Source organism: Pseudarthrobacter woesei (assembly GCF_055412745.1).
Genome location: NZ_JBVAYU010000003.1, coordinates 412,877 through 431,123, shown reverse-complemented (window position 1 = coordinate 431,123; position 18,247 = coordinate 412,877). Strand labels below are relative to the sequence as shown.

18 protein-coding genes, 1 tRNA gene, 1 other RNA gene and 1 pseudogene are annotated in these 18,247 nt (G+C 66.1%); 9 read left to right on the top strand and 12 right to left on the bottom strand.

From position 1 onward, the window contains the following. Both ACZYZE_RS07405 and rnpB read right to left on the bottom strand, forming a co-directional pair. Window positions 1–217, bottom strand: a pseudogene (locus ACZYZE_RS07405) (hypothetical protein); the annotation flags it as partial. Between the two features lie 241 nt (window positions 218–458). Then, window positions 459–852: RNase P RNA component class A (rnpB, locus tag ACZYZE_RS07400), an RNA gene on the bottom strand. Between the two features lie 131 nt (window positions 853–983). On the opposite strand from rnpB, the gene ACZYZE_RS07395 reads away from it, so the two are divergent. Genes ACZYZE_RS07395 through ACZYZE_RS07385 form a run of 3 tightly spaced genes read left to right on the top strand, consistent with a single transcriptional unit; the run spans window position 984 to window position 3,575 of the window. After that, window positions 984–1,805: a slipin family protein gene (locus ACZYZE_RS07395; RefSeq protein WP_459317624.1), complete on the top strand. Its 822-nt coding sequence runs from the start codon at window positions 984–986 to the stop codon at window positions 1,803–1,805. A 42-nt stretch (window positions 1,806–1,847) separates the two neighbouring features. Next, window positions 1,848–2,744: an alpha/beta hydrolase gene (locus ACZYZE_RS07390; RefSeq protein WP_463907137.1), complete on the top strand. Its 897-nt coding sequence runs from the start codon at window positions 1,848–1,850 to the stop codon at window positions 2,742–2,744. Between the two features lie 48 nt (window positions 2,745–2,792). Continuing rightward, complete coding sequence (locus ACZYZE_RS07385; RefSeq protein WP_459317622.1) at window positions 2,793–3,575, top strand: YaaA family protein; 783 nt, start codon at window positions 2,793–2,795, stop codon at window positions 3,573–3,575. Here the strand turns inward: ACZYZE_RS07385 and ACZYZE_RS07380 are convergent. Both ACZYZE_RS07380 and ACZYZE_RS07375 read right to left on the bottom strand, forming a co-directional pair. Next, entirely contained in the window at window positions 3,550–4,287 is a 738-nt protein-coding gene (locus ACZYZE_RS07380) for a zinc ribbon domain-containing protein (protein WP_463907135.1), read from the bottom strand. The two genes, ACZYZE_RS07385 and ACZYZE_RS07380, sit on opposite strands and share 26 nt — an antisense overlap. 122 nt (window positions 4,288–4,409) lie before the next feature. Further along, a complete protein-coding gene (locus tag ACZYZE_RS07375) occupies window positions 4,410–5,357 on the bottom strand; it encodes a Nif3-like dinuclear metal center hexameric protein (RefSeq protein WP_459317620.1) in 948 nt (315 codons plus the stop codon). Between the two features lie 79 nt (window positions 5,358–5,436). Between ACZYZE_RS07375 and msrA the strand changes: the two genes are divergently transcribed. The 3 genes from msrA to epsC all read left to right on the top strand — a co-directional run bounded on the left by msrA (window position 5,437) and on the right by epsC (window position 7,585). Then, window positions 5,437–5,961 (top strand): peptide-methionine (S)-S-oxide reductase MsrA, encoded by a 525-nt coding sequence (gene msrA / locus ACZYZE_RS07370; RefSeq protein WP_459317619.1) that lies wholly within the window; start codon window positions 5,437–5,439, stop codon window positions 5,959–5,961. A gap of 67 nt (window positions 5,962–6,028) precedes the next feature. Continuing rightward, window positions 6,029–6,964, top strand: a complete 936-nt coding sequence (gene cysK / locus ACZYZE_RS07365; protein ID WP_463907132.1) for a cysteine synthase A — start codon at window positions 6,029–6,031, stop codon at window positions 6,962–6,964. A gap of 36 nt (window positions 6,965–7,000) precedes the next feature. Then, the gene (gene epsC, locus ACZYZE_RS07360) at window positions 7,001–7,585 is read left to right on the top strand and encodes a serine O-acetyltransferase EpsC (RefSeq protein WP_459317617.1); all 585 of its coding nucleotides are present in this window, start codon (window positions 7,001–7,003) and stop codon (window positions 7,583–7,585) included. A gap of 21 nt (window positions 7,586–7,606) precedes the next feature. Here the strand turns inward: epsC and ACZYZE_RS07355 are convergent, their stop codons facing one another. Further along, window positions 7,607–8,440, bottom strand: coding sequence for an oxidoreductase (locus ACZYZE_RS07355; protein WP_459317616.1), 834 nt, complete (start codon window positions 8,438–8,440; stop codon window positions 7,607–7,609). A 106-nt stretch (window positions 8,441–8,546) separates the two neighbouring features. Then, entirely contained in the window at window positions 8,547–9,983 is a 1,437-nt protein-coding gene (gnd, locus tag ACZYZE_RS07350; RefSeq protein WP_463907131.1) for an NADP-dependent phosphogluconate dehydrogenase, read from the bottom strand. 841 nt (window positions 9,984–10,824) lie between these two features. On the opposite strand from gnd, the gene ACZYZE_RS07345 reads away from it, so the two are divergent. Both ACZYZE_RS07345 and ACZYZE_RS07340 read left to right on the top strand, forming a co-directional pair. Then, window positions 10,825–11,553, top strand: coding sequence for a FadR/GntR family transcriptional regulator (locus tag ACZYZE_RS07345; RefSeq protein WP_463907129.1), 729 nt, complete (start codon window positions 10,825–10,827; stop codon window positions 11,551–11,553). 65 nt (window positions 11,554–11,618) lie between these two features. Next, window positions 11,619–12,674, top strand: coding sequence for a D-2-hydroxyacid dehydrogenase (locus ACZYZE_RS07340; RefSeq protein ID WP_459317613.1), 1,056 nt, complete (start codon window positions 11,619–11,621; stop codon window positions 12,672–12,674). A 202-nt stretch (window positions 12,675–12,876) separates the two neighbouring features. On the opposite strand, the gene ACZYZE_RS07335 is transcribed toward ACZYZE_RS07340, so the two are convergent. Together ACZYZE_RS07335 and ACZYZE_RS07330 are read right to left on the bottom strand one after the other, a co-directional pair. Then, window positions 12,877–13,155, bottom strand: a complete 279-nt coding sequence (locus tag ACZYZE_RS07335) for a hypothetical protein (RefSeq protein ID WP_463907127.1) — start codon at window positions 13,153–13,155, stop codon at window positions 12,877–12,879. 193 nt (window positions 13,156–13,348) lie between these two features. Continuing rightward, window positions 13,349–14,452: a tyrosine-type recombinase/integrase gene (locus ACZYZE_RS07330; RefSeq protein ID WP_463907125.1), complete on the bottom strand. Its 1,104-nt coding sequence runs from the start codon at window positions 14,450–14,452 to the stop codon at window positions 13,349–13,351. Window positions 14,453–15,307: 855 nt separating this feature from the next. On the opposite strand from ACZYZE_RS07330, the gene ACZYZE_RS07325 reads away from it, so the two are divergent. Beyond that, window positions 15,308–15,922: a hypothetical protein gene (locus ACZYZE_RS07325; RefSeq protein ID WP_463907124.1), complete on the top strand. Its 615-nt coding sequence runs from the start codon at window positions 15,308–15,310 to the stop codon at window positions 15,920–15,922. 272 nt (window positions 15,923–16,194) lie between these two features. Here the strand turns inward: ACZYZE_RS07325 and ACZYZE_RS07320 are convergent. From ACZYZE_RS07320 to ACZYZE_RS07305, 4 genes are all read right to left on the bottom strand, one after another. Then, window positions 16,195–16,270: transfer RNA gene (locus tag ACZYZE_RS07320), tRNA-Val, on the bottom strand. Window positions 16,271–16,351: 81 nt separating this feature from the next. Next, window positions 16,352–17,245 carry an NAD-dependent protein deacetylase gene (locus tag ACZYZE_RS07315; protein ID WP_463907122.1) on the bottom strand — a complete coding sequence of 298 codons (894 nt, stop codon included), beginning with the start codon at window positions 17,243–17,245 and terminating at the stop codon, window positions 16,352–16,354. A 43-nt stretch (window positions 17,246–17,288) separates the two neighbouring features. After that, a complete protein-coding gene (locus tag ACZYZE_RS07310) occupies window positions 17,289–17,795 on the bottom strand; it encodes a peroxiredoxin (RefSeq protein WP_459317610.1) in 507 nt (168 codons plus the stop codon). Then, window positions 17,792–18,208: a DUF3052 domain-containing protein gene (locus ACZYZE_RS07305; RefSeq protein WP_459317609.1), complete on the bottom strand. Its 417-nt coding sequence runs from the start codon at window positions 18,206–18,208 to the stop codon at window positions 17,792–17,794. The genes ACZYZE_RS07310 and ACZYZE_RS07305 overlap by 4 nt, the downstream gene beginning before the upstream one ends. Window positions 18,209–18,247 lie beyond the last annotated feature (39 nt).

Below are 18,247 nucleotides of genomic sequence, written 5' to 3'. Positions count from 1 at the left end.
GGGCCTTGGCGAAGGAGGCATCGAGCTTCACCGCGGTGGACACACCCGTCAGGGCCGGGATGGACGCCAGCGGCTTGGCCTTCTCAGCCGGTGCCGACGACGCGGAGGAGGCCGCCGGTGCCGAGGAAGCGGTGTTGGCCGGGCTGCACGCGGCAAGGGAGAACATCAGCGAACCGGCAGCGGCAACGCTCAGGAAAGTCTTAGTTGATGTACGCATGGCGGTACTCCTTGAAATCAGTGGGGGTGTCCGTTCCCGACGGTGGTGCTTACCGAGTGACTCGGGCGGGGCCGGTGCTTGTCTGTCAGGAGTACTTCGGCAACAGCGACGTCCCGGATGGGTCACCCCGGCACCGTCACCAATCCGTTACCTCGCGCCCCCGGGGCGCGGCCGCATTGCAGCGGGAAGTCAGCATCGCATAGCGCGGCGGGCTCTTCCGGCCAGATGATCCCTGCGTGAATGGATGGGTTGACCGATACGCCGGGTTCTGTGTTCCCGCGCCGTTACCGGCGCGGGAGTAGCGGCCATCCATCTACGAACGCCGTTGCCGACGCCCTCCAGCAGCCTACCCGGACACTCGGGCGAGCAGCCCTCAAACGTGCCCTGTCTGGCCTTGCTCCGGGTGGGGTTTACCTAGCCTTCCCGGTCACCCGGGAAGCTGGTGGTCTCTTACACCACCGTTTCACCCTTACCTGCCCTGCCGCCTGTGCAAGCACACACGGCACGCAGGCGGTCTATTCTCTGTGGCACTGGCCTGCGGGTTACCCCGAGTGGGCGTTACCCACCACCCTGCCCTGCGGAGCCCGGACGTTCCTCGAGCCACTTGCATGACGCGCGGCCGCCTGGTCAACCCATCCGCCGTCCATTCTACGGTCCCCCGCAGGCCCGCTGACACCGGGATCCATTTGCCGCCCCCGGTGGGAGAATTAGAGCAGCGACGGGGCCAATCGGGTACCCGGTTTCCGGCCGGACCAGGAAGTGATCCATGGATCTCACCACCATCATCGTGCTTGTCGTCGTCGTGGTTCTGCTGCTTATGCTGGCAAGGATGGCGGTCCGGATTGTCCGCCAGTACGAACGCGGTGTCCTGTTCCGGCTCGGCCGGGTGGTGGGCGTCCGGATGCCCGGCCTGCGTTTCATCATCCCGTTCATCGACAAGCTCTTCCCCGTCAGCCTGCGGATCGTGACCATGCCGATCCAGTCACAGGGCATCATCACCCAGGACAACGTCAGCGTCGACATCTCCGCGGTGGCCTACTACCGGGTGGTTGACGCCGTGAAGTCCGTCGTCGCGATCGAAAACGTGGCGGTGGCCATCAACCAGATCGCCCAGACGACGCTGCGGAAAGTCGTCGGCCGGCACAGCTTGGACCAGACGCTCTCCGAGACGGAGCGCATCAACACCGACATCCGCGAAATCCTGGACTCGCTCACCCTCGAATGGGGCGTCGAGGTCACCCTCGTGGAGCTCAAGGACATCCAGCTTCCCGAGAGCATGAAGCGCGCCATGGCCCGCCAGGCCGAGGCCGAGCGGGAGAAGCGCGCCAAGATCATCGCCGCCGAGGGCGAGTCGATCGCGGCTTCGGCACTCGGCGACGCATCCGACATCATGATGGCCCACCCGCTGGCGCTGCAGCTGCGGAACCTGCAGTCCCTCATGGAAATCGCGGTGGACAAAAATTCCACGGTCGTCTTCCCGGCGCCGCTGATGAGCACCATCGGAGAGCTGGCTGCTTTCCTCGCCCGCGAGAACCAGGCGGCGCAGGCATTTGCGCCGCCGTCGAGTGCGCCAATCAAGGCGGCCTGAAGGGTTGCCGCCGCGGACCGGGCCAGCGCCTAAGATCGTGGCATGGACCAGTCCGCTCTGACCCGGCGCCGCCTGCTGCGGCTGGCAGGTGTAGGCCTTTGCACAGCCGGGATCGCGGCGTGCTCGAACACGCCGATGCCCTTCCCCGCTTCGGGACCGCCGACGACGGCGGCTGCCGTACCCCCGGCCCCGGCTCTCCCCTCTGCTCCCCTCACGGTCGCCACCACAACAGGCTCGTTCGTCTCCGCCTTCCGGCCGGGAGTTTCCTGCAACTGGTCGCTGGCCGCACCCGAACTGCCGCCCGGCGGTGTACCGCCCCGGCTGCCCGTGGCGGTATTCCTGCACGGACTTGGCGGGGACCATAGTGATCTGCTGGAGGGCATGGCGGCCCGGGAGGCACTCCAGCGGCACCTCGACGCCGGCGGCACGCCGTTTGCCATCGCCGCTGTGGACGGCGGAAACACGTGGTGGCATCCGCGCGCGGACGGAAGCGATGCGCAGTCGATGCTGGTGAAGGAGTTCGTCCCCTTGCTCGGCAGCCAAGGCTTCGACCTCGGGAGGGTCGGGCTCTTCGGCTTCTCGATGGGGGGCTTCGGATCCCTGCTGCTCGCTTCCCAGGGCAGGCTGCCCGGGCTGCGGGCGGTGGCCGCCATGAGCCCTGCGGTCTGGGAACGGTATGAGGATCGGATCGAAGGCGCTTTCGACAGCGCAGCGGACTTCGCCGCCCACGATGTCTTCGCGCTCCGGCCCAGACTCGCCGCGGTACCGAAGCGGGTGGACTGCGGCACCGGGGACGAACTCCTCGCTACGGTCCGGGCTTACGCCGGGGATCTCCCAGGTGACGTCGAGGTCGGCTTCCAGCCCGGCGGCCACGACTACGCCTACCTGCGCTCGATCCTCCCCGCGGTACTGTCCTTCCTGGGCATGCACCTCAGCTGACCCTGTGCGGGAAAGAACGGGACTCCGCGCCGCCGGTAAGATTGGACGGTGCTAATCCTGCTGCCGCCCTCCGAAGGCAAAACCCCCGCCGTCGGCGGTGACGCCGTCGACTGGACCACCCTCAGCTTCCCCGGGCTGAACGGCCACCGGGCGAAAGTACTGGAGGCGCTCGGTACGGTGAGCGCCCACGAAGACGCCCTGGCGCTCCTGGGCGTCGGCGCTACGCTGCGGGCCGACGTCGAACGCAACACGCGGCTGCACGCCGAACCGGCGGCACCGGCACACCAGGTCTATTCCGGGGTGCTCTACGACGCGCTGGACTACAACTCCCTCACCCCGGCGCAGCGGAAGAAAGCGGATGTGTCGGTGCTGGTCGTTTCGGCGCTCTGGGGCGCCATCCGCTTCGCCGACCGCGTGCCTGCCTACCGGCTGTCGATGGCGACGGCGCTGCCCGACGTCGGCCGGCTAGCGACCTTCTGGAAGCCGCAGCTGAAGCAGGCCCTCGCGGCCGCCACGGAAGGTGAGTTGCTGGTGGATTGCCGCTCCAGCACCTACACCGCGGCCTGGACTCCCCCGCCGTCGCAGACCGTCGCAGTGAACGTCTTCACCGAGGTCAACGGTATGCGGAAGGTGGTCAGCCACTTCGCCAAGCACACCCGCGGGGAACTGGCCAGGCATCTGCTGAGCCGCCGGGGCAAGGCACCGCAGACGCCCGCGCAACTGCAGAAGGCGGCGGCCGAGAAGTGGACTGCCGAGCTCGTGGAGTGCACGCCCAAGAGGCCGCACACCCTCAACATCATCCTGCTCAGACCCACTCGGCGGAGCGGATGAGGATGCAGCCGGAATCCGGGCAGAACACAACGTCGTCCTCGGCCGCGGCCTTGATCTCGGCGAGGTCGCCCGGGCTGAGCTGCATGCCCGAGCCCTCGGAGGTTCCGTGGAACAGCCGGGCCGCGCCGACGCCGCGTCTGGCCAGGGTCTTTTCGTAGATCGCGAGCAGGCCGGTGTCCATTCCCTCGGCGAACTCGGCACGCTTTCCGCGCACCACGGTGGCCTCCGCGGCGATCTCGGCCAGCTGCTCGTCCAGTTCGGAGCGGATGGAGCCGAAGGAAGCCTGGATGTCATCGACGATCTGCTGCTGCGTGGCCTGGCGCAGGCGCAGGGAGTCCTGCCGCTCGAGGACTTCCAGCTCGACGTCCTCGAGGTCGGAGCGGCGCTTGTTGAGGGACACGAGATCGCGCTGCAGGGCGACGAGGTCCTTGGACAGGCCGGTGCCGCTGTTGAGCTTCGCTTCGTCACGTTCGATCCGGGAGGCAACCTGCTCGACGTCGGCCTCGGCACGCTTGAGCTCGAGTTCGGCGTCGTGGACGGCCACCTTCGCGGCACCGAGCTCACCGTTGGCAATGCCGAGGGCAGCCTCGAGATCGGTGATCCGGGGGTCGCTTTCAAGGCTTCGGCGGCGGTTGGACAGGGACTTGAGCTTCGCATCAAGACCCTGCAATTCGAGCAACTTCAACTGTTCCGCCGGTGCTGCCTTGGCCACTATTACCTCCGCTTGTTCCCTGCCGGCCGGAGCCGGGCACCTAATCGGCGCTCCCTAGACTCTAGCGCCTAGCGTGCTCCCCAGCCTCGCTACGCTCACCCGGTGCCCCTCGCACGCCAGGCTTAGCCCGGAGTCAGAATGAAGTCCCACGGATCGCTGTTGGTGGTGCTGACCCGGATCTCGACGTCGTGCCCCTGATCGGCCAGCACATTGCCCAGCGCCTCGGCAGCCGCCGGCAGCCAGAGCCACTCGCTGGCGAAGTGCGACACATCGATCAGGTACGGCCGGTCATTGACGGCCGCTTCGCGGGCTTCCGACGCCGGATGGTGCCTCAGATCCGCTGTCAGGTAGACGTCCGCGTTACTGGCCCGCACCTCACCGAAGAGGGAATCGCCGGCGCCGCCGCACAGCGCAACGCGCCGGACGAGGCCGTCCCGGTCCCCGGAAACCCGCACCCCCCCGGCAACCGACGGAAGGATGCCGAAGACGCGGGCGGCGAAGTCGCCCAGGGTGATGACTTCCTCGAGGTCGCCGACCCGTCCGATGCCCTCTTCCGGCAAGCCGTTCACGGCCGGCGTCAGCGGCGCAACATTCTGCAGGCCCAGCGCATCGGCGAGGACATCCGATACACCGCCGACGGCGGAGTCCCCGTTGGTATGAACTGTCAGCAGCCCGGTCCCGGACTCGATGAGACGGTGTACGGCCTTGCCCTTGGCGGTGTTCGCCGCGACCGAGGTGACGCCCTTGAGCAGCAGCGGGTGGTGGGTGATGAGCAGTGCGGCGCCAAACCCGATGGCCTCCTCGATCACTTCCAGGGTCGGATCGACGGCGAAGAGGATCCTGCTCACTTCGGCGGAGGGGTGGCCTGCCACAAGGCCCACTTCGTCCCATTCCTCGGCGAGGGATTCGGGCCAGAGCTCCTCCACGGCGAGCAGGATCATGCCCAGGGTGGGGGCGGCAGCGGCTTCAGCGGGGTCCCCGGCGCCGGGGCCGGCGCCGGTCGCAGCGACGGTCCCGATCCGTCGGTCGTCGTCGGATCCGGCTGAAACGTCGGTGTTTACAGGTTCCATACCCTCATTTTTACCCTATCGGCCGGCCGGTCCCACCGGCCTCGGGAATCATCGGGGCCTCCCGACCATTGAACAGAGCATGAGAACTTTTGTCCTCGGCGGAGGCTGCTTCTGGTGCCTCGACGCCGTTTACCAGAAAACCAAGGGTGTCAGCTCGGTAGTGTCGGGCTACACCGGAGGCCATGACCGCACCCCCGACTACTACTCCGTGTGCTCGGGAACCACCGGCCATGCGGAGGTGGTGGCGGTGACATTCGATGAGGAGGTTGTCCCCCCGGAGATCATCCTGGACATGTTCTTCGCGCTCCACGACCCCACGACCCTCAACCGGCAGGGTTACGACGTCGGAACGCAGTACCGCTCGTCGATGTTCTACCAGACGACGGAGGAGAAGATCCTTTATGAGGAAGCCATCGGCCGGAACCAGGAGCTGTGGGCGCATCCGATCGTGACCGAGGTGAGCCGGCTGCCGGTGTTCCATGCGGCCGAGGAGATCCACCAGGACTTCTACGGCAAGTATCCGGAACAGGGCTACTGTCAGGTGATCATCAACCCCAAGCTGGCGAAGGCCAGGAAATATTACTCTGCATGGCTTAATGCTTAGCTAGGGCCTGCGCGCGCTCGTTAGGCTGACCTCAGCAATCCCTCTTGAGAGACAGGCACAGACACACATGGCACGGATCTATGACGATGTTACCCAGCTGGTTGGCGGCACTCCGCTGGTGCGGCTCAACCGGCTGACCGAGGGTCTGGATGCCACGGTGGCGGTCAAGCTGGAGTTCTACAACCCGGCTAACAGCGTCAAGGACCGGATCGGCGTCGCCATTGTTGATGCGGCCGAGAAGTCCGGTGCACTCCAGCCGGGCGGCACCATCGTCGAAGGCACCTCAGGCAACACCGGAATCGCCCTGGCCATGGTCGGCGCGGCCCGCGGCTACAAGGTCATCCTGACCATGCCGGAAACCATGTCCACCGAACGCCGTGTCATGCTCCGCGCCTACGGCGCCGAGATCGTGCTGACGCCCGGCTCCGAAGGCATGCGCGGCGCCGTGGAGAAGGCCCAGGAGATCGTTGCCAACACGGAGAACTCCATCTGGGCCCAGCAGTTCGCGAACGAGGCCAACCCCGAGATCCACCGCCAGACCACGGCCGAGGAAATCTGGTCCGATACCGACGGCAAGGTCGATATCTTCATCGCCGGCGTTGGCACCGGCGGAACCGTCACCGGCGTCGGGCAGGTCCTTAAGGAGCGCAAGCCCGACGTGCAGATCATCGCCGTCGAACCGAAGGACTCCGCCATCCTCAACGGCGGCGCCCCCGGCCCGCACAAAATCCAGGGCCTCGGCGCGAACTTCGTTCCGGAGATCCTGGACACCAACGTCTACGACGAGGTCATCGACGCCAGCCTGGAAGACTCGGTGCGCGTGGCGCGCGAGCTGGGCGTCAAGGAAGGCATCCTCGGCGGCATTTCCTCCGGCGCGATCGTCTGGGCGGCCCTGGAGCTCGCCAAGCGCCCGGAGAACGCCGGTAAGCTCATTGTTGCCATTGTCTGCGACTTCGGTGAGCGCTACATTTCCACCGTGCTGTACGACGACATCCGCGGCTGAGTCCAGCCTGTCCACGATTTTCGTAGAAAGGTCTTTGTGAGCTTCTTCGCAAGACTGAAGGAAGACCTCGACGCCGCCCGGTCGCACGACCCGGCGGCTCGAGGCTCTTTTGAGAACTTCTTTGCCTACTCCGGGCTGCATGCCATCTGGTACCACCGCGTGACGCACCGGATGTGGCAGAACCCGGCGCTGCGGTTCCCGGCCCGGCTGATCTCCCAGCTGGCCCGGTTCTTCACCGGAATTGAGATCCACCCCGGCGCCACGATCGGCCGCCGCTTCTTCATCGACCACGGCATGGGAGTCGTCATCGGCGAGACCGCCGAGATCGGCGAAGACGTGATGATCTACCACGGTGTCACCCTCGGCGGCCGCTCCCTGGCCAAGGTCAAGCGCCACCCCACCATCGAGGACCGAGTAGTGATCGGCGCCGGCGCCAAAGTCCTGGGCCCCATCACCATCGGGCGGGACAGTGCCATCGGCGCCAACGCCGTCGTCGTCAAGGACGCCCCGGCAGAGTCCATCCTCACCGGCGTGCCTGCCACGTGGCGGCACCGCGACGCGCAGCGCGAGACCAAGCCCGCCGTCGACCCCGCCGAGTATGAGATCGAATACCGGATCTAACGCTCAGCGGTTCCCCGCCAATCAGGCGGGAAACCGCTTGTAGATATTCCAGATCACGACGTCGAACACGCGGTCCGGCAGTAGGCGGCGCAGCAGCAGGATCCCCCGTGCCCCCTTGCCGACCGGATACCGGGTCCTGGGTTTCGGGGAGGTCGCGGCGTGCACGATGGCGTCGGCAATCACGTCCGGATGGGTGGACTTCGACGAGCCGTCGGTGGAAGCCAGCGCCGCCGCCACGATCTTCGCCTGGTCCATGTAGGGTCCGCGGCCGGACGTGGCCAGCAGGCTTTCCCCGGAGATGGCGCCCCACTCGGTCTGGGTGCCGGCGGGTTCAATGATTGAGACCTCGATGCCGTGCGGCTTGAGCTCCAGCCGCAGGGAATCGCTCAGGCCCTCCACCGCGAATTTTGTGGCGTGGTACCAGGCGCCCAGCGGCTCATACATCTGCCCGCCGATGGAGGACACGTTGATGATCCTCCCCCGGCCCGCCGCCCGCATGGCGGGCAGAGCCAGCTGTGTCATCCGGGCCAGGCCGAACACGTTGACGTCGAACTGGCGCCGGCCTTCGGCCAGTTCAACCTCTTCCAGGGAGCCGTAGGAACCGTAGCCGGCGTTGTTGACCAGGACGTCGATCCGCCCGTGCGCGGCCATGACCGCGCCGACGGCGGCGCTCATCGAGTCCTCGTCCGTCACATCCAGCGACACGACGTTGACACCGTGCGCCTTCAACGGCTCCATCTTGTCGACGCGGCGCGCCCCGGCGTAGACCGTGAACCCGCGCGCGGCAAGTTTCTTGGCGGTTTCAAAGCCGATCCCGGTGGACGCACCGGTGACGAATGCTACTGGCTGGGACATCTGCTGCACTCCTGGGACGGATTCTGGGACGGGTTCCGGCCGGATACACGAACGGCCGGCGCTCCCAGCGTATCGGGGAGAGCCGGCCGGCGTCGTCGGGCCGGGACTAGTGGGTGTCCACTGCCTCGATCTCGGACTTGTCCTCGCCCCAGAGGGTGTGGAAGGTGCCCTCGGCGTCGACACGGCCGTAGGTGTGGGCGCCGAAGAGGTCACGCTGTCCCTGGATGACGGCCGCGGGCAGGCGCTTGCGGCGCAGTCCGTCGTAGTAGGCCAGCGAGGAGGAGAACACCGGCACCGGGATGCCGAGCTGGACCGCGGTGGAGACCACGCGGCGCCAGGCCGGAAGGACATCGGCGATCGCCTTGGTGAACGCCGGGGCGAAGAGCAGGTTGGCCGGCTTCTCAGCCGCGGCGTAGGCCTTGGTGATTTCCTTGAGCAGTTCCGCACGGATGATGCAGCCGCCGCGCCACAGCGAGGCGATCTCGTCCAGCTTCAGGTCCCAGCCGTATTCCTTGGCCGCGGAGGTGAGCATGTCCAGTCCCTGGGCGTAGGAGACCAGCTTGGAGGCGTACAGCGCCTGCCGGACATCCTCGACGAAGCTCTCGGGGATCTCGACGGCGGCCTCGCCGCCCGCCAGGAGTTCCTGGGCCAGCACGCGCTGCTCCGTCTGGGAGGACAGGGCCCGGGCAAAGACGGACTCTGCGATGCCCGACGTCGGGGATCCCAGCTCGAGCGCGGAGATGACCGTCCAGCGGCCGGTGCCCTTCTGGCCGGCGGCGTCCACAACGACGTCGACAAACGGCTTGCCGGTCTTCGCGTCAACGTGGCCGAGGACCTCGGCGGAGATTTCGATCAGGAACGAGGCGAGATCGCCCTTGTTCCACTCCGTGAAGATCTTCGCCTGTTCGGCCGGTTCGATTCCCGCGCCGGAGCGCAGCAGGTCGAAGGCTTCGCCGATGACCTGCATGTCGGCGTATTCGATGCCGTTGTGGACCATCTTGACAAAGTGGCCGGCGCCGTCGGTGCCGATCCAGGCGCAGCACGGCCTGCCGTCCACGTGGGCGGCGATCTTTTCCAGGAGCGGTCCGAGGGCGTCGTAGGACTCCCTGGAGCCGCCGGGCATGATCGAGGGGCCGTTGAGAGCGCCTTCCTCGCCTCCCGAGACGCCGATGCCGACAAAGTGCAGGTCCTTCTTGGCCAGCGAGGCTTCGCGGCGGCGGGTGTCCTCGTAGTGCGAGTTGCCGGCGTCGATAATGATGTCGCCCGGTTCCAGGAGCGGCTCGAGCTGCTCGATCACGGAGTCGACCGGTTTGCCGGCTTTCACCATGATCAGCACGCGGCGCGGCTTCTCCAGCGAGTCAACGAGTTCCCGGAGCGTCTCCGTCCGGACAAAGTCGCCGTCGTGGCCGTGCTTGGCCAGAAGTGCGTCGGTCTTTTCGACGGACCGGTTGTGCAGGGCAACGGTGAAGCCGTTCCGGGCCAGGTTGCGGGCAAGGTTGGCCCCCATCACCGCAAGGCCGGTGACACCGATGTGTGCTGACATCAAAACTCCAATTCATTCTGTGCAACGAGTGCAGTTCGTCCCGCGCTTGGCTGCGGAACACGCTTCATGGGAACAGTGGCTGTGAATAAACCATATGTATTTCTGCGGGCTACGGGAAAGCGGTGCCCACGTTGCGGAATCCGGCGCGTCACAAACAGTCTATGATTCCCGGCGACCTCCCCTCCGACCAGGGCTGGTGCAAGGTCGTAGGTAGTGGCTTGATTCTGGCGAGCTTGAGGGTGCTGTTGGCGTTCCGGCCAACGGCCTACTACCACCATCACCGTCTGATGGCTTTGGCGATGCTGGTGGTTTTGGCTATCCGGTAGAGGCTGATGGCGGGCGCCACGTACGCCCATTCGACAGAGATGGCCGGTATGAGGCCGCCATCCCGGCCATCTACGGCGACCCGTTGGCATGGTGGCCGCTCATCTGCCACCATGTCCCGAAGAATCTGCCGGCCCGCAACCACGAAACCCCGCCGCGCAGGCCGCCAAGCCGGAAACTCTACCCGGGGTGGGGCCAAAACAAGCGACGACACCGGGGCCAATCAAGTTCCTATTCCCGCTCCCCCGGGTGACGACGTTCCAGCCCAGTTGCCCGGTTCCGGAACCCGTTCCAGCCCCAGGGAACCGCGGGATTCCTCGGCATTCCGCGGGTGCCGGCCGGCGGGCATGGAAGCAACTGGGCGGGAGCGTCGTGCCGGAGCCCCGGGACAGCGCGGCTTGCCGCCGTCATCTGCCGGACACGCCCACGACTATGCCTCAGCCCTCCCCGCAGTTGTGTCCTGGACCTGGGCGGGCACGGCGGCCGGATGGATGTCCGCCGCATTATGCTTACGACTATGTCAACCAGCCTCCACCACCGCGCCATCGAGCACCTCGGCACCCGCATCGTCGCGGGCGAGCTCCCGGCCGGCCACATCATGCTGGCCGAGCACCTCGAAGACGAACTCAAAGTCTCCCGCTCGGTGGTCCGGGAGGCGGTGCGTGTCCTGCAGTCCCTCGGCCTGGTCGAAACGACCAAGCGCGTCGGCATCCGGGTGCTCCCGGCGAACCGCTGGAACCCCTTTGATCCCCAGGTGATCCGCTGGCGCCTGGCCGGCGAAGGCCGCGGAGCCCAGCTCCGATCCCTCGCCGAGCTGCGCACCGCCGTCGAGCCCGTGGCCGCCGAACTGGCCGCAACCAATGCCCCCGAGGAGCTGCGACGCGAGCTGGTTGAAATCTCCCATGCCATGCGCGACGCCGGCCAGGCCGGGGATGTTCCGCGGTTCCTGGAACTGGACATCCATTTCCACTCGCTGCTGCTGACCGGATCCGGCAACGAAATGTTCGCCAACATGGTGGGACAGGTCGCCGAAACGCTGACCGGGCGCACCGTGCACGGGCTGATGCCCGACCACCCGCGTGAAACAGCCCTGCAATGGCATGTGGACGTGGCCGAGGCGATTGCCGCCGGAAACGCCGCCGCGGCCCGTGAAGCATCCGACAGGATCATGCGCGAGACCATCACCGAGATGGAGCCCGAGTGGCAGAACCAGCCGAGAGTCTTCGTCCCGGTCCAGCACCACTAGCCGGACCGGCGAATACCGGACCGGCGAATACCAGGCAGCTCGGCACCAGTCCATAGGATGGTTCCATGACCCCTGTTGAGACCATCGTCGCGATCGCCGTCCCCCTTGAAGCTGAGCAGGTGGAGCGCATCCGCGCCCTAGATCCATCCGTGACGGTGCTCTACGAGCCCGAGCTGCTCCCGCCGGAACGCTACCCCGCGGACCATACCGGTGACCCGGCCTTCCGCCGCACCCCGGAGCAGGAGGAGCGTTACTGGGAGCTGCTGAACCGGGCGCAGGTACTCTACGGCTTCCCAAACGAGAACCCGGACGGCCTGGCCAGGATCGCCCGCAGCAATCCGCACCTGCAGTGGATCCACGCGATGGCTGCCGGAGCCGGCGGTACCGTTAAGGCATCGGGGCTCGACGCCGAAACCATCGCCGGGCTCAAGATCACCAGCTCCGCGGGCGTGCACGCGCTGCCGCTGGCGGAGTTCTCCGCGCTCGGCATCCTCAACGGCTTCAAGCGAAGCGCCGAACTGGCCCAGGACCAGGCCGCGAAGGTGTGGCCGGAAGTGCGCACCCCCACGAGGCTGGTCAACGGCTCGCATCTGGTCATCACCGGACTCGGAGAGATCGGACTGGAGACGGCCCGGATCGCCCGCGCCCTGGGCATGACGGTCAGCGGCACCAAGCGCACGGTGGAGGCGATCGACGGGATTGAGGCAGTGACGGACAACGCCGGCCTGGCCGGGCTGCTCCCGATGGCGGACGCCGTCGTTAACACCCTGCCCGGGACGCCGTTCACGGAGAAGCTGTTCAACCGCGAGGTCTTCGCTGCCATGAAGCCGGGAACCGTATTCGTGAACGTGGGGCGCGGCACCGTGGTGGATGAGGAGGCCCTGCTGGAGGCGCTGGATAATGGCCAGGTGTCCTACGCCTGCCTGGACGTGTTCGCCGTCGAGCCGCTCCCGGCGGACAGTCCGTTGTGGACCCACCCCAGGGCGATGGTCTCCCCGCACACCTCTGCCCTGAGCGCGGCGGAGAACCGCCTGATCGCGGAACGATTCCGCAGCAATCTGCGGGCGTTCCTCGACGGCGGCGAGCTCCCGCACCTTGTGGACCCGATCCACTTCTACTAGGCACGCCCGGCCGGGGGCCCGCGATTTAGCCATCGATTAGGCCAATTGCCGGCGGTGAAACAGCCCCTGGACGTTTCACATTTCCAAATATTCACGGTATATTCATTACAAGCCTTCCACCGCGGCATCCCCCAATAGTCGCGGTGGAAGGCTTTTCCATTGCCCGATCCGGTCCGGTATTGCCCGATCGGGTCCTGCGCCGCTACGCCGCGTCCGCTACGGCCTCCCGTAGCCGCCAGCCGCCGCCCAGCCCGTCCCGAATGATTTCCATGGTGGTCAGGGCCGAACCCGGGTTTCGGCCTAGCCTCGCCTGGACCTGCCAGACCTCTACATCGACGCGGCTCAGGCCCTTCGGCATCCGCCGCTCGGCTTCCCACCAGCTCACCCGCTCAAACCAGCGGACCGGCTCGGCGCCGACCATCCATTCGCGGCCGCCGCGGACCACCGCCACTGGCCTGCCGTCGGCACCAGTCTTCACCATCACATGTTCCATGACCGCCACATTAGGGCGGGGCTGTGACAGTTTTGATGGAGCCGCGATGCTCCAAGCGACAAAGCAAGACCCCGCCGTGCTGGCTTCTGGGCCGGCACTGACGGGGCTGCGTAACTTGGTGGGTCCTACCGGGATCGAACCGATGACATCCACGGTGTAAACGTGGGAGTATTCGCCTACATCACGCGGACTTTTCAGGGGTCAGGGAGATTTCAGGGAGGGTCAGCTTCCGGTGGGTCTGAATGAGGGAGTCCATGCGGGCGGCGACGTCGGAGAGTTCCTGGTCGAAGAGGCCGGCGTAGACGTCGAGGGTGATCTTCGCTGAGGCGTGGCCGAGCATGCGCTGGACGGACTTCACTGAGGCGCCGGAGTGGATGGCGAGGGACGCGGCGGTGTGCCGGAGGTCGTGGACCCACAGCTCGGACGGTAGCCCGGCGGCGGTGACAGCGGGGTCATAGTCGCGGCGCTTGAAGTTGTTCGAGCGCATGGCCTTCCCTCTCGGCGTCGGGAACACGAGGTCGTCCCGGGCCTTCCCCTGCAGCCGGTTCTGCAACTGCTCGGCGACGAAGGCTGTCATGGGCACGTCGCGCTCCAGTCCGTTCTTCGGTGGGCCGATGATCATGCGGCCGCCGACATCGGTGATGGAGCGGGCCACGCGGAGCCGCTGGCGCCTCAGGTGGATGTCCTTGGTCCGGAGCTCGGCGGCCTCCCCGAACCGGAGTCCGGTGGTGGCGAGGAACCAGACGAGGTCGCGGTAGTGCGGGGCGATGGAGCCGGCCGGCCGCTCGACCTCGGCGACGGTGAGGTAGATGTGTTCCCGCTTCACCCCCTGCGGGAGGTTCACGCCTTTGGCTGGGGACGCGACGATCCTGCCCTCTTCGACGCACCAGTTCAGGAAGGAACGGAACCGGCCGTAGATGGTGTCGACGGTCCGGGCGGCCTTCCCCATCCCGGACACCCACGCCTGGACGTCGGCGCGGCGGATGTCGGCGAGGATCTTGTCACCCCAGTAGGGGCGGATGGTGGCGCGGACGTCGGACTTGGTCGCGGCGAGCGTGGAGGGTTTCAGGTGCGCCTGGGCGTCGACCCATTCGGGGAGGAGGTCCCGGACGAACACCCTTCCCCGGTCTTGGGACACGTAGGTCCCGGCGCGCTGGTTGTGCTCGACCCAGGTGAGGTGCGCTTTCGCGGCGTCCTTGATCTCGAAGGACTTCTTCTGCCGTACCCCCTGACCAGACCTCGGTTCAGGTGTACGACACCCGGGAGTGACCCAGCGAGTAGACACACGAAAGCCCCGCATCATCTCACGGTGGTGCGGGGCTTTTCGGTTGTGTCAGGGGTTGGTACGCGGTTGGCCACTGAAGAATTCACCGAGATGCTGCCCCTGAAAAGAGTCGATCCAGAATTCTGTGGAGCTTGGAATCCCCGGACCGTCTGAACACAGGGTCATGAGTACACCTGGGCTGCTGCCGGTGGTCTGGGACAGGTTGGACGAAGTGATCACAATCGGCAGGTCCGATCCCATGCGGACGGTGTACCCGCCCCCTGTGGTTGAACCGTCTCCAGTCGGTACACCGAAGTCGCCGTCCATGAGCCATTGAGCTCCGCTTTTTACGGCAACATCATGAGCTTGGCACAGCGGAATTTTGAAGGCCTCGTGCTCCGGGTGGGGCAGGAGTGTTGCCGCGGCCTCGCCTGTGCATCGCAAAACTTTACAATTCGTCATTGCCGAGAATACAAGACCCCGGCCGAGGGCGCTGCATCGGCCCTGCAAGCTGGCTCCATAGTGTTGAGACCGTGGAGCCAGCCTGTTGCAGGGACCGGCGTGACGCGCACGCCGTGTGGCCTGCCCCCAACTTTGGTTGCCCGGGCCACACCCCAATTCAGAGTATGTGCAGGTCAGTGAGCTGACAACGCCTTCGGTTGACTTGAAATTCGTACCCAACTATGCTCACCAGGTCCGGTTGCAACCCCCAATAGCGGCCGGACGTCCGGAATCGCCCCCGTGCTGTGGTCCCCCCGACCACGGCACGGGGGCGCTTTGTTGTGTGGACACGATGACCCCATGTCATCGTTTCCTACCGAACGGTTAGGATGCTGTCGGAGCCGCCGCCCGGTGGCCAGCGGATGGGGGAGTCTCATGTCCAGCGTTCAACGTCCACTCACGGCAGTCCTTGGGGAGCCGGGCCAGCGTGATGCGCAGGGCTTCAGCAACAGCAGCGCATACACCCTGACAACGGCGGTGATCCGGCCCATCAGCATCACCGACGCAGCCGGCGCCATCGTCTATCAGAAGCAGACAGCAGACAATCAGAAGGCTGCAGACAGTCACGTCCGGAACGCCGGCTTCCGCCGGGTCGGCGAGTGGTCCAGCGGTGTGGCCACGGTTGAGCGCATCCCGCTCGGCGCGAAACTCAAGAAGCCGCTCATCGCACTCGGCGTCCTTGCCGTGGTCGTTGCAGGGTTCTCAATATCCCAATCCAGATACGAAGCGGCAGGTCCGCAGGCGGCAGAGGACGCCTGCCACCAGGCGGTTAAGACAAAGCTCCCGGCTGAGGCAACCCCGGAGTTCAAGTCCACCGCGGTCCTTAAGAACAGCACACAGGCCTATGGTGGCTCCCTCTACGTTGTCGCCGGCGACCTTCGCTCGCTCGACGTCGGCGGCCAGATCAGGGAGATGACCTACCGGTGCGAGGCCTACGTTGACAGTAGTGGGGGCGTGCACAAGGTCACCGACGGCACGACCTGGAAGTAGGGAAACTGTAGAGGCGCAGCTTGGTCTGCGGGTCCTCATACCCTAATAGGGCCTGCACGACGTGGTCAGGCACTGGCTGCCCGAATTCCTTCCCGCTTGAACGGCCAGGGAGGATTCAGGGAGCATCAGCCCCCGCAGGCCGTTGGATGCCACTGTAATTCTACAGAATTCATCGGAAGAGTAGGCAAGAACTCTACGGAAGTCGACACGCCCGGAACCACGCAAAAGCCCCGCCGTTCCGGGGATCTCCAGAACAACGGGGCTGCGTAACTTGGTGGGTCCTACCGGGATCGAACCGATGACATCCACGGTGTAAACGTGGCGCTCTACCAGCTGAGCTAAAGACCCAAACCGCTGGTTCTGCGCTTCCACGCTTCAACCAACGAACAGTTACTGTACCGGATATACCCGGCTGAACGCCAATCGGACTTAGAGCGGTGGAAGCTCCCCGGCAAGCCAGCCCAGGGACTCGCTGACGCCGGCGTCGAGCTTAATCGTGGCGAGCTCATCCCCGCGGGTCTGGCCCCGGTTGATGATGACCACCGGCTTGCCGTGCTTGGCTGCGTGCCGGACGAACCGCAGTCCGCTCATCACCGTCAGCGAGGAACCCGCCACCAGGAGGGCGCCCGCGTCATCGACCATGGCGTAGGAGCGCTCCACCCGGTCCTTGGGGACGTTCTCGCCGAAGTACACGAAGTCGGGCTTGAGGGTGCCGCTGCAGGCCGGGCAGCGTGCCACCACAAAACTTTCGATCAGCCCGGTGTCCTCGATGGCCGCGTCGGCGTCCGGAGCCATCTCGACGGCGCCGGCGGCCAGGGCGCGCTCTAGGAAGCCGGGGTTGAGTTCTTCCAGCACGCCCGCCAGCAGCGTCCTGCTGTAGCGGCGGTGGCAGGCGAGGCACACCACCTGGTCGAAGCGGCCGTGCAGGTCCACCACGTTGATGCTGCCGGCGTCCTCATGAAGCCGGTCCACGTTTTGGGTGATCAGTCCGGTGAGCAGGCCGCGGTGTTCCAGCCGGGCGGCGGCGGCATGGCCGTCGTTGGGCTCCGCCCGGCGCAGGTGCGACCAGCCGATGTGGTTGCGGGCCCAGTAGCGGCGGCGGTTGTCCGCTTCGCCGATGAATTCCTGGTAGGTCATGGGCGCCCGGAGTGCGGCCCCTAGCCCGCGGTAGTCCGGAATGCCGGAGTCCGTGCTGAGGCCGGCGCCGGTCAGCAGGGCGAAACGCCCGCCGGCCAGCACCGCGTGAATTTCCTGCAGGACCCGGAGTTCATCGCGGGCAGGCTCCGCGGCCGCAACCGGGGGAAGACTGGCGAAGCCAGTCATGCCGATCCCCGGACGCCGCTGCATCACCCTGTCTGTCCCGCCGTCAGTTCCCGGCGAGTCCCGCCAGGGCGGCACGGTATTCGGTGAAGTCCCGGGCCTGGCCGCGGGGATTCACCACCACGAAGCGCACGATGCCGTCCGCGTCGATGATGAACGTACCCCGCCGGGCCATGCCGCTTTCGGGATCAAACACGCCATACTGTTCGGCGACTGCGCCGTGCGGCCAGAAGTCGGCGAGGAGGTCGAAGGCATAGCCTTCCTTCTCCGCGTACGCCCGCTGGGCGAACTTACTGTCCACAGAGATGCTTAGCACGGTGGCGCCGGAGTCCTCGAAGAGTGCCAGGTTGTCCCGGATCTCGCACAGTTCGCCCGTGCAGATGCCGGAGAACGCGAAGGGGAAGAAGACGACGACGACGCTGCGGCCGCGCAATGCGGAGAGCCGCACGGGTTCGCCGTACTGGTTCAGCAGTTCGAAGTCAGGGGCCGGCTCGCCGACGGCGGGCACGCCCGCTTCGACGGCCTGCTGCACCGCTGTGCCCGCTGGGGTCACTTGTTCTTCCGCGTAACTCGGGTGGCGCTCCAGTCCTTGGAGACGCCGGCGGAGGTGGTGTAGTGCAGGCCTGCGGTGGGTGCGGCATCCTGGATGTCCGCCGGTGAAACATAGCCCACCCGGCCGGACTTCGGGGTCAGCACCCAGATAACGCCGCCCTCAGCCAGAGTGGTCAGCGAGTCAACCAGCGTGTCAACGAGGTCACCGTCGCCGGTACGCCACCAAAGAATGACGGCATCGACTACTTCGTGGTCATCCTCATCGAACAGTTCGGAGCCCGTGAGGTCTTCGATGTCGTCGCGCAAGTCGAAGTCGACGTCGTCGTCATAACCGAATTCCTGAATCAGATCCCCGGTTTTGAAACCCAGTTTTTCCGCCACATTTACCGAAGTGGCGGCGTCGGCCTCGCTCACGTGTTGCTCCTATGCTTAGTGTTTTCAATAGCTCTAGTG